Annotated in this window: 10 protein-coding genes and 1 tRNA gene; 7 read left to right on the top strand and 4 right to left on the bottom strand. The window is 44.7% G+C overall.

Translation table 11 applies throughout. The features are described 5' to 3' along the window. The first annotated feature begins 88 nt into the window (after positions 1 to 88). Complete coding sequence (gene cobN, locus AC5JMK_RS19570) at positions 89 to 4,063, top strand: cobaltochelatase subunit CobN (protein WP_495910850.1); 3,975 nt, start codon at positions 89 to 91, stop codon at positions 4,061 to 4,063. A gap of 25 nt (positions 4,064 to 4,088) precedes the next feature. After that, entirely contained in the window at positions 4,089 to 5,264 is a 1,176-nt protein-coding gene (locus AC5JMK_RS19565; RefSeq protein ID WP_096676861.1) for a peptidoglycan-binding domain-containing protein, read from the top strand. A gap of 123 nt (positions 5,265 to 5,387) precedes the next feature. Here the strand turns inward: AC5JMK_RS19565 and AC5JMK_RS19560 are convergent, their stop codons facing one another. From AC5JMK_RS19560 to lipA, 4 genes are all read right to left on the bottom strand, one after another. Further along, positions 5,388 to 5,843, bottom strand: coding sequence for a Fur family transcriptional regulator (locus AC5JMK_RS19560; RefSeq protein ID WP_096676862.1), 456 nt, complete (start codon positions 5,841 to 5,843; stop codon positions 5,388 to 5,390). A gap of 321 nt (positions 5,844 to 6,164) precedes the next feature. Next, entirely contained in the window at positions 6,165 to 7,415 is a 1,251-nt protein-coding gene (gene sigC, locus AC5JMK_RS19555) for an RNA polymerase sigma factor SigC (RefSeq protein WP_495910849.1), read from the bottom strand. A gap of 467 nt (positions 7,416 to 7,882) precedes the next feature. Then, a complete protein-coding gene (locus tag AC5JMK_RS19550; RefSeq protein ID WP_495910848.1) occupies positions 7,883 to 8,806 on the bottom strand; it encodes an NAD(P)H-dependent glycerol-3-phosphate dehydrogenase in 924 nt (307 codons plus the stop codon). Between the two features lie 24 nt (positions 8,807 to 8,830). After that, a complete protein-coding gene (lipA, locus tag AC5JMK_RS19545) occupies positions 8,831 to 9,784 on the bottom strand; it encodes a lipoyl synthase (RefSeq protein ID WP_495910847.1) in 954 nt (317 codons plus the stop codon). Positions 9,785 to 9,965: 181 nt separating this feature from the next. Here lipA and AC5JMK_RS19540 point away from each other — a divergent pair. The 5 genes from AC5JMK_RS19540 to AC5JMK_RS19520 form a co-directional block, all read left to right on the top strand. Further along, positions 9,966 to 10,039 (top strand) — tRNA-Pro (locus AC5JMK_RS19540). A gap of 370 nt (positions 10,040 to 10,409) precedes the next feature. Continuing rightward, positions 10,410 to 11,453 carry a type I restriction-modification system subunit M gene (locus AC5JMK_RS19535; RefSeq protein ID WP_495910846.1) on the top strand — a complete coding sequence of 348 codons (1,044 nt, stop codon included), beginning with the start codon at positions 10,410 to 10,412 and terminating at the stop codon, positions 11,451 to 11,453. Continuing rightward, complete coding sequence (locus AC5JMK_RS19530) at positions 11,438 to 12,436, top strand: HsdM family class I SAM-dependent methyltransferase (RefSeq protein WP_495910845.1); 999 nt, start codon at positions 11,438 to 11,440, stop codon at positions 12,434 to 12,436. Before AC5JMK_RS19535 ends, AC5JMK_RS19530 begins: the two co-directional genes overlap by 16 nt. After that, entirely contained in the window at positions 12,433 to 13,758 is a 1,326-nt protein-coding gene (locus AC5JMK_RS19525) for a restriction endonuclease subunit S (protein ID WP_495910844.1), read from the top strand. Before AC5JMK_RS19530 ends, AC5JMK_RS19525 begins: the two co-directional genes overlap by 4 nt. Continuing rightward, positions 13,759 to 14,630 (top strand): type I restriction endonuclease (locus tag AC5JMK_RS19520; RefSeq protein ID WP_495910843.1); only part of this gene is annotated, 872 nt, incomplete at its 3' end.

Below are 14,630 nucleotides of genomic sequence, written 5' to 3'. Positions count from 1 at the left end.
AAAATTCGTGAAAATGAAGCTAGATGCAGTTGTTTAATTATTTTTTGATCGCGTTCTAATAAACAGTTTAAGATCCTCAGACAGGAATATGCATCGAATTAATGCCACTCCCGGAGGTTGGAACCCCCAATCAGAAGGTGTAAGCTTCTTAGAACAAACCCCAGCCCCACTTGTATTGCTGACGGCCGCTGACACCGACATTCAAACTTTGGCAGCTGCAATCCCCAAGTTACCTACAAAATTTCCTGAATTTAGAGTTGCTAACCTATTGAACTTGCAGCATCAAATTAGCATTGACACTTATGCCGAGCAAGTTTTGCAACCAGCCCAGGTAATTATTCTGCGCTTACTAGGGGGACGTTCCTATTGGGCTTACGGCTTAGAAGTAGTCCAGGAAATAGCACAAAGCAATGGTATAACCCTAATTGTAATGCCAGGCGATGATGCTCTTGATCCTGATCTTATGTCTCACTCTACCCTGCCTTTGGGGAATGTCAATCAAATCTGGCGCTATTTCAATGAAGGTGGTATAGAAAATATTGCTAACGCCCTAAAATATATTGCTGATCATTGCCTTTCCACTTCCTTTAACCCACCACCACCCCAGATTGTGCCACGTGTTGGGTTGTATGAAGGGGATCGGGAATTGGGGATTGGGGATTCTCCAGAGGAGACGCTTCGCGTAGACGCGCAAGCGGCTTCTCACAGAGTACGGGTATGGGTAAGAGACTTGTTGAATTATTCTCCCTTGTCTTCCCACACTCCCCACACTCCCTTACCCCCAATCCCCAAAATCGGCATCCTCTTCTACCGCGCCCATTATCTGGCTGGAAATACTAAAGTCATTGATGCTTTGTGCGAAGCTTTGGCAAAACGGAATTTAGAACCTATACCAGTTTTTGTTTCTTCGCTGCGTGAACTCGATGTACAAGAAGAGTTAAGCGAAATTTTTCAACCCAAAGATTCACAGCCAATATCTGTACTACTAAATACTACAAGTTTTTCTTTGGCGCGGTTGGAAACAGAAGCACCCCAACTAGAACTGTGGCAAAAATTGGATGTGCCTGTATTACAAGTAATTTTAAGCGGTGGTGGTGTAGAACAGTGGCGATCGCAGTATCAAGGACTTTCCCCCCGTGATGTCGCCATGAATGTAGCATTACCAGAAGTAGATGGCCGCATTATTAGTCGGGCTGTATCTTTTAAAACAGTGCAAACTCGCCATCCTCAGCTAGAAACTGATGTGATGGTATATGAACCAGTGAGCGATCGCATTGATTTTGTCGCTGACTTAGCAGCAAAATGGGTGCGTCTGCGTTCTAAATTGCCCCAACAAAGGCGTATTGCTCTGATTTTGGCTAATTACCCCGCCCGTGATGGTCGCATTGCCAATGGTGTAGGATTAGATACACCTGCTAGTGGTGTGGAAATTCTGCAAGCTTTACAGTTGGCAGGATACGATGTAGAGAATATTCCTGCTACTGGTGATCAATTAATCCAACTTCTGACTGCTGGGGTAACGAATGATCCAGAAGGTAGAGAGTTGCGTCCCGTCCAGCAAAGTGTTTCCGAACAGGAGTATCAAGAGTATTTTGCTACCTTGCCACAAAAAGTGCAGCAGGGTATCGGCGATAGATGGGGAGTGAGGGGACAAGGGGGACAAGGGAGACAAGGGGGACAAGAGAGACAAGAGGGACAAGCGGGACAAGCGGGACAAGGAAGTAATTTTTCTCCCCACACTCCCCACACTCCCCAATTCCCAATCCCCGGTATTCAACTTGGTAATATTTTCATAGGTATTCAGCCAGCGCGGGGCTATGATCTTGACCCTAGTTTGAATTATCACGCGCCAGATTTGGAACCAACTCATGCTTATTTGGCTTTTTATTACTGGGTGAGAGAATGTTTTGGCGCGGATGCTGTGGTGCATGTGGGTAAACATGGAAATTTGGAATGGCTACCGGGTAAGAGTCTGGCTTTATCCAATAGTTGTTACCCAGAGGTGGCTTTGGGGGCGCTTCCTCATTTATATCCGTTTATTGTCAATGATCCTGGTGAAGGTTCCCAGGCGAAACGTCGCGCCCAAGCGGTGATTGTGGATCACTTGACGCCGCCTTTGACTCGTGCAGAATTATATGGTGGTTTGCAGCAACTGGAAAATTTAATTGATGAGTATTATGAGGCGGAGAGTTTAGATCCAGGACGTTTAAGCCTAGTTTGCGATCGCATTCAAGAATTAATTCTCAAAGAAAATCTTCACCTTGATTTGAAATTGGTTAATAACAAAGAACAATTACTAATTGGCAAAATCGATGGTTATCTGTGTGAATTAAAAGAAGCCCAAATTCGCGATGGTTTACACATTTTTGGGCAGTGTCCAACTGGAAGACAACTACGAGATTTAATTATAGCGATCGCTCGTCATCCTAATCGTCATCACAATGGCTTTACTCGCGCCATAGCTGAAGATTTAGGCTTAGATTTCGATCCGTTGACAGCAGATTTCGCTACTCAACTATCACCTCAAAGCCATCAAATTCTCCAAGAAAAATTTCAGCATTCCTGTCGCACTGTTGGCGATGCTGTCGAAGTTCTAGAAACCTACGCCGCTACTCTCGTAGAAAACTTAATCTCTTCCCCCACTCCCCCTACTCCCCCCATTCCCCACTTCAGCGCCCTCACCTGGATACACTCCCGTCTTTTTCCTGCTTTACAAAAAACTCACCAAGAAATTACTCACTTGTTACGGGGACTTGATGGTAGATATGTTCCTAGCGGCCCTGCTGGTGCGCCTACGCGGGGGCGTCCGGAGGTTTTGCCAACAGGAAATAATTTTTACACTTTTGATATTCGGGCTTTACCTACAGAAATAGCCTGGGATATAGGTAGGAAGGCAGCCGAGACTTTAATAGAATGCTATACCCAAGAGCATGGGGAGTATCCTAAAACACTAGGTTTATCTCTGTGGGGAACAGCGACGATGCGGACTGGCGGTGATGATATTGCTGAAGCTTTGGCTTTGTTGGGTGTACAACCTGTTTGGGATGGTGCAGCAAGGCGGGTTGTAGATTTTGAAATTTTGCCGTTGTCAGTGTTAGGGCGTCCACGTGTGGATGTAACATTAAGAATTTCTGGATTTTTCCGGGATGCTTTTCCCAATCTGATCGATTTATTCGACCAAGCAGTATCAGCAATCGCAATGTTGGATGAACCTCCATCATTAAACCCCCTCGCAGCACAAGTTCGCCAAGAAACAGATTGTTGGATGCAAGCAGGCTTGAGTTTAGAAGAAGCGCAGGTGCGATCGCGTTACCGGGTTTTTGGTTCTAAACCAGGTGCTTATGGTGCTGGATTGCAAGGTTTAATAGAATCACAAAATTGGACAAATGATCAAGATTTAGCGCGTGCGTACATTAATTGGAGTTGCTACGCCTATACTAGTTCACCCCAATCTCAAGAAGGATTAGGGAGTTTAGGTGGCATTTCGGCACCCGAAGCTTTTGAGCAACGTCTATCACAAATGCAGATTGTCTTACATAATCAAGACAATCGTGAACACGACATACTTGATTCTGATGATTATTACCAATTTCAAGGAGGTTTAACCACAGCAGTACGTTCTATGCAAGGGACAAATCCCCAAACCTATTTCGGAGATAATTCGATTGCTGCCAAACCACGAATCCGCACTCTCAAAGAAGAGATTGCTAGAGTATATCGTTCTCGTGTAGTTAATCCGAAATGGATCGCAGGAGTCATGCGCCACGGTTATAAAGGTGCATTTGAAATGGCAGCGACTGTAGATTATTTATTTGCCTATGATGCTACAGCCCAATGCGTAGAAGATCATATGTATGAGGGAATTGCCCAGGCGTACCTATTCGATCCTACTGTCAGTGAATTTATCCAGAGTAAAAACCCGTATGCCTTGCGTGATATGGCTGAGAGACTTTTGGAAGCACACAAACGTGGTTTTTGGCAGGATGCAAATTTACAGATACTCGAAAATTTGAGAAACTTAATTCATCAAGCAGAAGCTGTTATAGAACAAAAATTAATTTGAAGTAAAAAGTAGTGTAGGGAAATCTATGGACAATCTTGCGTATTTGCACGTAGCTTTTGCCTACGAGGAATCACCAACTGATGAGCTAATTTCCTTAAGTTCTTGGTTGGAGAACGCAGCACTACCAGATTGGAAACGTCTTTCTGGCAAGGCTTGGAAGCATATGCTACCCCTTGTTCTCACCTTGTCTGTTCTCAGTAGTGTTGGCAGTGCCTTGGCATTGGAAAGAGGTGATCAAGGGCCTTCTGTTCGTTCCTTGCAACAAAAGTTAACAAATATAGGTCTTTATCAAGCGCCCATTACACAAGTATACGACTTTGATACAGAGGCTGCCGTTCGGCGTTTTCAAAAAGCTGCTGGTATTCAAGTTAACGGTGTTGCGGGGCCAACAACCTTACAAACATTACAAAAATGGCCAAAAGCTACTAAAAAAGCTACTACAAATAGTAGCGAAATCTCAAAACTCCGGAGTTTGAATTATCTGACTCCCAAAATCAGTACTGTGAGTTACCAAACTCAACAAGTCAGTACTGTGAATCTCACTACAACCAACAAGCGCCGTAATCCCAATCTATTACAGAAAGGTGACGAAGGAAAAGCAGTCAAAATCTTGCAAGAGCGGTTACGAGTAGCAGGTTATTATTACGGGAAGTCTACGGGTATATTTGGCCCAATTACCGAAGAATCTGTGAAGCGGTTCCAAAAAGCTTATAACTTAAAAGTTGATGGGGTCGTAGGATCAGCAACAACGCGGAAATTGCCGCCAGTTGGTGTTGGTTATGGAGAGGAAACACCCAAAATAGCCAAAAATAGAGATAATCTTACCCAAGGCGATCGCGGTGAAGTTGTCAGAGTTCTACAAGCACAACTAATTAAAGCTGGATATTTACAGGGAGATCCAAATGGCTACTATGGCCCTTACACGGCTGATGCTGTACGGCGCTTCCAGGCTGATAATTACCTCAAAGCAAGCGGAATTGCAGGGCCAACGACTCGAGCCAAGTTGTACAGTGTGCTAAACCCTACTTCTAAATCCAAGAGCGAATTTAACGTTTTGGAAATACAAAGACGACTTCAAGAGCGTGGTTTCTACAAGGGGCCTCTTAATGGTGTGATGGGGGATGAAACAAAACGAGCTATCAAACAAGCTCAAGAATTTTATGGCATTAGTCTCAGTGACGTGAGAAGCGGAACTTACTAGCTCCGCTCAGTTGTCAGTATTAATACTTACAGCCTGCCTATCCCCACTCACAGTCAGTCGAAAACTGTTCAAATAATTTCTCGTTTGTGATGTCAGCACCTTACCCAATAACCTACTCAAGTGTTACAGAGGCATTAATGCTCGTTGACACTTAGGACAAATAGCATGGATTGTTAACTGGCAATCAAGCAGTTGATAACCTTCTCTTTGAGCAGTTTTCGCACCTATTTTTAAAATAGAGTCATTTTTGAACTCTATAGTTGTGTTGCATCTGACACATATAAGGTGATGGTGATGGTGAGGATAGGGTTGATTCAATTCATAATGTTTATGACCCTCCCCTAACTCCAATTCCCGTAAAATCCCCATTCGTGCCATCAACTTGAGCGTCCGGTAAATTGTTGACAGGCTGATTCCTTCGCCATCGGTTTCTAGCCTGTGATACAAATCCTCGGCACTAAGATGTTCACCTTGCGGAAGATCCTGAAAAATGTGTAGAATTGTTTCTCGCTGGGGTGTTAAACGCCAGCCTCGATCATTTAGTTCTGCCTTGAGTGAAGAAGCTGTATAGACCGTCATACTAGTTTTTCTCAACAAACCCTTTCAGCTGAGAATATAGCAAAACTTGAGGGCAATTTGCAACAATGATGTCTTATTGAGAACATTTACTAAATGTGATGTAGCTAACAATGAGAAATTAATAGGTAACACACTCTGTTATAATCCCCGTCTTGAAAATATCTTGACGAAATAAACTTTTTAGCTGCGGTTCTATTACTGCAAATGATTTGCCATAACTTAGTAAGAGTCTATGGGAATGGGGATCGGGGATCGGGGATTGGAGACAAGGGGGAATCTATCTTTCCTGTTCCCTGTTCCCTGTTCCCTGTTCCCCAATAACTAACTAAGAGACTCCATATAGTCGCGAATAAGGTTACGTCGCTTGGGTTGACGCAGCTTTTGTAGTGCTTTGGATTCAATTTGGCGTACTCGTTCCCGTGATAACTCAAGAGCACGTCCAATTTCTGCTAGCGAGTAAGGATGACCGTCTGCTAGCCCAAAACGCATTAAAATTACGTCTCGTTCGCGGGTGGTTAAATCTGCCAAGAGATTGTGCAAGTCTCTTTGTAAAGATTCTCGCATTAACATATCCTCTGGCGTCACGCTGTCGGTTTCTAGTAATTCACCCAATTCTGTGTCTTTATCTTTACCGACTTTCGTTTCTAGAGAGACGGAGCGCGGAACTCTTAACAACACTTCCCGGACTTGGGCTGGTGTCATTTCTAACTCTTGGGCTAAGTCTTCTAGAGTTGGGGTACGACCTTTTTCTTGAGCAATTTTACGTTGAGCTTTTTTGATTTTGTTCAGCTTTTCTGTGATGTGAACTGGGAGGCGAATTGTTCGACTAGAAGTAGCGATCGCCCGTGTGATCCCCTGACGAATCCACCAATAGGCGTAGGTGCTGAAACGATAACCTTTGGTTGGGTCAAATTTTTCAACAGCTCGCTCTAAACCCAAAGTTCCTTCTTGGACTAAATCTAACAATTCCAGACCACGATTTTGATACTTTTTAGCAACAGATACAACTAGGCGGAGGTTGGCCTTGATCATGTGTTCTTTAGATTGGAGTCCATCACTTTGGATTTTCTCTAATTCTTCTACATTCAACTTGGCAATTTCAGCCCAGCGCCGTTTCCCCTGTCCTAAAATTTGTTTGAGATCAAAAACATCTACACCAGCAGCGCGCGCCCACCTTTCTATAGAAGGACGATGTCCTAATTCCGATGCTAAACGCTCTTGAACTTCGATTATCCGAAGATAAGGTACAAGTATTTCATCTCCTTGCTTGGCAGCATTAGACAAAACTATCCGCATCCGCAAGTAGCGCTGCACTTTCTGAGCTTCTGCAACCTCTTCATCCCGCCCTAAAAGTCTCACTCTACCAATTTCTTGAAGATACAGACGTACTAAGTCTGTACTGCGACGGTTAGGACTAACAGCAGAACTGGCGGAATCTTGAGAAGCCATCTCCAACTCTTCGAGGTCGTCTACCTCTAATTCAGTTTCATCAATAGTTAGATCTGGATCAAACATCTGAGGAGGTTGTTGGGTTTCGTAGGTTGCATCTGCGTAAAAGGATGTTGCTGGCATAAGGATCGTCTCAATGGCTCCAGGTAACAATAGATTGCGGTCAGCTAAATCTAATCAACTGTTGCTATTGTTCCCGTGATTTACGAAGAACTAACACGGTTTTGAGTAATATTTGGGTTTTTTTCCAAAAAACCATACTGGTTTTTATTCTTACATCTCCGTAATTCAGCTGTTCGGCTGGCTTTGCCTATGAACCAATAGCTATCCAAAGGCAAAGCCAGACTATAAATCACCAATCTTCTAGTTACAATTTCAACTGTAGTCGAGCTTGACGGTGACTTTTATAACGAGGTATAAACATCTATCAGTGAAAAACTTATTTTTTTACAGGCATAGTCATATCTACATAGCTATGCAGATACTTTCCTGAAGATTTGATATTTTTTCGTCAGGGAATTTTGGTAATTCATATTTGGTGGTTGGTAGTTGGGATTCCAAGCAATCACCAACTACCAACCACCAACAAATCAATCGTGATATTCCGGCTTGATATCGCGTAACATAAGTTCTTCAAGCGCCTGTCGGGGAGTCACGTCGGCTTGGAGTAAGCGATACACTTGTTCGGTAATAGGTATGGAAATATTTTGCTGGTGCGATCGCACCAGCAAAACTTTGGTGGTATTAATCCCTTCAGCAGTCCCTTGTAAGTGGGTAAGAATTTCTGTAAGAGTTTTACCACAAGCTAGTTGATAACCAACTTGGTAATTACGACTCAAAGGACTGTTACCAGTTGCCAGTAAGTCACCTAAACCAGATAATCCATAAAATGTTTCCTGTTTTGCACCCCAGTGAACACCGATGCGAACCATTTCTGTTAAACCACGGGTGAGTAAAGCAGCTTTAGCATTAGTTCCCAATTCCAAACCGTCACATACACCAGCAGCGATCGCCATGACGTTTTTTAGTGTTCCTCCTAGTTCTACTCCCAAAGGATCAGCATTTGTATAAACTCGGAAACGGTTTGAAGAAAATACCAACTGTACAACCTCAGCAGCACCGATAACACTGCTAGCAACTACCGTTGCAGCTGGTAATTCCTGTTGAATTTCCTGAGATAAATTTGGTCCAGAAAGAACAACTACAGGATTGTTGGGGAAAGCTTCTTGCCAAATTTGCGACGGTGTACAAGTAGTTTGCAGGTCTAAACCTTTCGTAGCTGTGACAAAAATTATCTTTGGAGAAAGGGGTAAAGACTGAAGTTGAGAAATCACATCTCTGACACCTTTCATGGAAACAGCAGAAACAATAATATCTACATCCTTTACGAGTTTCTCCAAAGTTTGCAAACTACGACGCGACCAAACGTGTACTTTGTAGTCATTGGCTTTAACCAAAACAGCCAAAGCACTACCCCAAGCACCCGCACCTAGAATTACTACTGATTTTGTCATTGGTCATTTGTCATTTGTCATTGGTCATTGGTTATTCTCCCTTTTCTTCCCACACTCCCCACGTGGATATCTTTCCATCAATTCTCTGACTTGTTCAGCATGATAAGAGCTTCTTGTCAAGGGTGATGAAACTACTTGTAAAAAGCCTATTTCTTCACCGAATGCTTGCCAAGCAGCAAATTGATCTGGATGAATAAATGTATTTACTTGCAAGTGTTTTTGACTGGGTTGGAGGTATTGCCCGATTGTCAAGATATCACAATCAACGCTGCGTAAATCTTGCATGACTTGGCGAATTTCTTCGTCTGTTTCACCGAGTCCGACCATAATTCCGGATTTGGTGTAAATTGCAGGAGCAATTTGACGCGTTAGCGTTCGCGCAAGCGTGTCGCTTTGCGACTCAGCTCTTCTGTAGGAAGCTCGCTTGAGTAATTCTAGGGTGCGATCGTAATTACCTTGGGGACGGACACGGCGATATAAACGCGGAACTGTTTCTGTATTATGGTTGAGGACTTCCGGTTTGCCTTGAAGAATTAACTCTAGTGCTTCCCAATTACCGCACAAATCAGGAATTAATACTTCAATCGTAGTGTGAGGTGAAATCGCGCGAATTGCTTCAATACAACGGACAAAGTGTGATGCGCCTCCATCCGGCAAGTCATCTCGATTCACAGAAGTAATAACCACGTGGTTGAGTTTCATCCGCCGCACTGCTTCTGCTAGTCGTGCGGGTTCTGTGGGGTCTAGAGGTTTGGGTTTTTTCTCAAAATCAATATCACAGTAAGGACAAGCACGTGTACAAGCAGGCCCCATAATTAAAAAAGTCGCCGTTCCAGCATTAAAGCACTCACCAATATTCGGACAGGACGCTTCCTCACAAACCGTATTCAGGGCTAAATCCCGTAAAATCTCTTTAACATTTCCGACGCGCTCCCGCTGAGGCGCTTTCACCCGCAACCAGTCTGGTTTTACAGTCACAATCCACTTTTACCACTTAAATATAGTTATCAAAGTTAATGTTAGCAAGCTTCTGCCGAGAAGGATGTAGACGTGCAAGCGGCTTCTCGTAGAGTAGGGTGAAGAATGTCCTACCTTTTTTCTTTAATTGTCATTTAGGCAAGCTTGTGATAGTCTATTATCTATATTGGCATTATAGTGCCGGGATGTAGCGCAGCTTGGTAGCGCACTTCGTTCGGGACGAAGGGGCCGCTGGTTCGAATCCAGTCATCCCGATTTGATCTTGTTGAATAACTAATTAAATATCGTCGTTAACAGAATTAGTGTCGCTGTTAACAGATGAATGTCCAATACTGTAAGGTATAGGATTTTTCGTCATAATTTTGGGCATGTAGAGACGTTGCACTGCAACGTCTCTACAGGGTTTAAATGTCAATCGATTTGTCTTATCCGAGCAGTATTGCCTTACAACCAGCCTCAAGGGACAAACTCGGTGCGTAAGTCCTAACATTGTCAAGCAATCCATTGCCAAGTAGGGATTATACCCTGCAATATAAGAGATGCTAAAATTCCCAGAGGTAATCACACGGGGGATAAGGTAGCAAAAAACAACAGTGCTGGCAATGTACAATAGGGAATTGCGTGAATGAATAATTTTGGGGAAAAAGTCAGCTTTATCTGGAGTGTGGCGGATTTGATCCGTGACACGTTTAAACGGGGCAAATACCAAGATGTGATCTTACCCTTCACGGTGCTGCGCCGCCTAGATTGTGTGCTGGAACCCACCAAGGAACAGGTGCTAGAAACCCACGCCCAGTATAAGGATAAACTCGATAACCTCGATCCTGTCCTGTGTCGAAAGGCGGGTTTTGCGTTTTACAACAGTTCCCGCTACGATTTTGGCAAGCTACTGGACGACCCAAAAAATCTGGCGGCTAACCTGAAACTCTACATCAACAGCTTCAGCGCCAATATGCGCGAAGTGCTGGAAAAATTCGACTTCCCCAACACCATCAACAAGCTTGACGAAGCAAATCTGTTGTATCTGGTGATGGAGAAATTCAAAAAGATCGACCTGCACCCCGATAAAGTGTCGAACCTGGAAATGGGGTATATTTTTGAAGAATTGATCCGCAAGTTTAACGAAGCCCTCGACGAAAATCCGGGGGAACACTTCACCCCTCGCGAAGTAATTCACCTGATGGTGAGTTTGCTGCTATCTCAGGATAAATCATCCCTCAGCCAGGATTACATCACCCGCACCGTGTACGATCCCTGCTGTGGTTCGGGCGGAATGTTGACCATTGCCAAAGACCGGATTTTAGACCTTAACCCTAATGCTACAGTGTTTCTGTTTGGGCAGGAAGTCAACCCGGAAACCTTTGCCGTCTGCAAATCCGACCTCTACATGAAAAGCATCGACGGTAAGGACGCAGAAAATATCCAGTTTGGCAGTACCCTTTCTAACGATAAACACAGCCATAAAACCTTTGATTATCTGCTTGCTAACCCGCCCTATGGCAAGGACTGGAAGCGGGACGAAATAGCCGTCAAGTCAGAAGCCGCCAAGACGGGTAGTCGTTTTAGTGCGGGTACACCGCGTATCAGTGATGGGCAGTTGCTATTTTTACAGCACATGCTCTGCCGGATGAAGGAACCAAAGGGGGTAGCCGTGTGGCGATCGTTATGAATGGTTCGCCGTTGTTTACGGGTGATGCAGGGAGCGGCGAAAGTGAGATTCGGCGGTGGATTCTGGAAAATGACTGGCTAGAAGCGATTATCGCTCTGCCGGAACAGCTTTTTTATAACACGGGCATTGCTACGTATATTTGGGTACTCACCAACCATAAAGCACCAGAGCGTCAGGGGAAGGTACAACTGATTAACGCTTCTGGCTTCTGGATAGCGATGCGGAAAAGCCTGGGTGATAAGCGTCGCGAAATCAGCACCGAACAAATTGACCAGATTACCGAGTTATTCCAGACATTCACAGCCAACGAGGTAAGCCGGATTTTTGATAGCACCGATTTTGGCGATCGCAAAATCACCATTGAGCGCCCGTTACGGCTAAACTTTCAGGCATCCCCAGAACGCATCGAACGCCTGAAGGAACAGAAAGCCTTTATTAACCTTGCCGTCAGCAAGAAGAAAGACCAAAGCATCAAGGATATTGAGGAACAGGCAGGGCAAGCCCAGCAACAGCTGATCCTGACGATGCTGCAAACGTTGCCGGATACGGTGTTTAAAGACCGTGCCGATTTTGAGAAAGTGCTGAAAAAAGCCATTAAAGCGAAGGAGCTAAAAATCGCGGCTCCTGTCTATACCGCCATCCTTACCGCGTTATCAGAGCGGGATGAAACGGCGGAAATTTGCCGCGATAAAAACGGTGATCCTGAGCCAGACAGTGAGTTACGCGATACTGAAAATGTTCCGCTTCAGGAAGATATCCAAGCATATTTTGAGCGGGAAGTCAAACCCCATGTGTCCGATGCATGGATTAACATTAGCATCCGCGACGAGAAAGATGGGGGAATAGGTAAGGTAGGGTATGAAATCAACTTTAACCGCTATTTTTACCAGTATCAGCCACCAAGAACGCTGGAAGCGATCGAAGCCGATATGAAACAGGTGGAAGCCGAGATTCTGGAGATGTTGCGGGAGGTGGCAGGATGAACCAAGCTACTTTGGAAATGCAGGATGTTACCCAAACCGTGCGGACGTGGAAGCGGTATCCGAAGTATAAAGATTCAGGGGTTGAGTGGTTGGGGGAGGTTCCTGAGAATTGGGAATTAAAACGAATAAAATATATAGCCCCTATATCATCAAAGAAAGTAACTAAGAAACCTGATGATTTAACCTATATTGGGCTAGAACATATTGAATCTAAAACAGGAAGGCTTCTCTTAGACGCTCCAGTAGAAAGTGTAGAAAGTACAGTTGCAACTTTTGAAAAAGGTAACGTTCTTTTTGGAAAACTCCGCCCTTACTTAGCCAAAGTTATTTTGGCTGATTTTTGTGGGGTTTGCACAACTGAGCTATTAGCATTTGAACCAGCAAAAAATATAGATGGTAAATTTCTTTGTTATCAGTTTTTAGCTGATGGATTTATTGACCTGGTTAATTCATTTACCTACGGTACAAAAATGCCTCGTGCAAACGGTGAACAAATAATTAATCTTTCTGTTGCTGTACCTACTTTTATAGAACAAAAAACTATAGCCTTATTTCTCGATCGCGAAACTGCCAAAATTGATGCGCTGATAGCCAAGAAAGAGCGGTTTATTGAATTATTGCAGGAAAAACGCACGGCGTTAATTAGTCATGCTGTCACCAAAGGGCTTAACCCTGATGTACCGATGAAAGATTCCGGTATTGAGTGGTTGGGCGAGATTCCAGCGCATTGGGATATGGTTCCAAGCAATCGGCTTTTCCTGGAAAGCAAAGAGCGGGCGCATGATGACGACGAGCATCTTTCGGCAACTCAAAAATATGGTGTGATTCCGCTAGCTGAGTTTGAACGCTTGGAAGGTCGCCAAGTAACACATGCAGTGAAAAACCTTGATCAACGAAAACATGTCGAGGTTGGCAACTTCGTTATCAGTATGCGGAGTTTTGAAGGCGGTATTGAGCGGGTGAAAGCGCGCGGATGCATCCGATCATCATACGTCGCCCTGGTTGCTGAGAAAAAAGCACATATTGGCTTTTACTCTTACCTGTTCAAGTCAAGAGCCTACATTCAGGGGCTTCAGGCAACGGCAACATTCATCCGAGACGGGCAAGACCTTAACTACAACAATTTCCGGCAAGTAAAACTGCCATGTCCGGGCATTAATGAGCAGAAAGCAATTGCCGATTTCGTTGAGCGGTCAATTATCCGTATCGACCTTCTCTCCGATAAAATCCAACTCAGCATTGACCACCTAAAAGAATACCGCACCGCCCTGATTTCCGCCGCCGTAACCGGAAAAATCGACATACGGGAGGAGGTAGCATAAATGGTTGACACCTCCGAAAAAAACTTTGAAACCACAATCGAACAAAGCCTCCTACAAAGCGGCTATACCTCCCGCAACCCCAGCGACTATGACCGCGCCCTGTGCCTGATTCCCCAGGATGTGTTCAATTTTATCCAGGCAACCCAACCCCAGGAGTGGCAGAAATTCGTCACCCAGTATGGAGAAGACGCAAAACCCAAACTTTTGAAACGCCTTGCCGAGGTGATCAAAAAACGCGGCACACTGGAGGTGTTCCGCAAAGGGCTGAAAGTCAACGGCTGCCGCTTCCAGCTTGCCTATTTCCGCCCTGTCACAGGGTTGAACGCCGAAACCCAGCAACTCTATCAGGCAAATTTTTTCAGCATTATCCGCCAGCTTCGTTACAGTGAAAGAACCCCCGATAAAAGTCTTGACTTGGCGCTGTTCCTCAATGGCGTACCCTTGTTTACCGCCGAACTGAAAAACCCCTTTAAGGGACAATCGGTAGAACACGCCATCAAGCAATACCGCACCACCCGCGATGCGCGGGAACCCCTGTTTACCTTTGGCGTTTGCCTGTCTCATTTTGCGGTTGACCCCGATTTGGTCTACATGACCACCCATCTGCAAAACGGTAAAACCCGCTTTCTGCCGTTCAATCAGGGGCGTAGTGGTGGCGCAGGGAACCCGCCTTCAGCATTGAGTTTCAGCACCGCCTATCTCTGGGAACAAGTGTGGCAGAAAGATAGCGTGTTGGACTTGATCCAGAATTTCATCACCTCGGTGGAAGAAGAGGACGACCAAGGCAGAAAGACGGGCAAGAAAAGTCTGATTTTCCGGGAGCATCCCAATTTTGCAAAAATAAAGAAAGGAAAGTTATTCGCGAGCTTGAA

The organism is Pelatocladus sp. (assembly GCF_059505505.1).
Note: the sequence above shows the minus strand (reverse complement) of the source record. Positions and strands in the feature narration are given on the sequence as shown.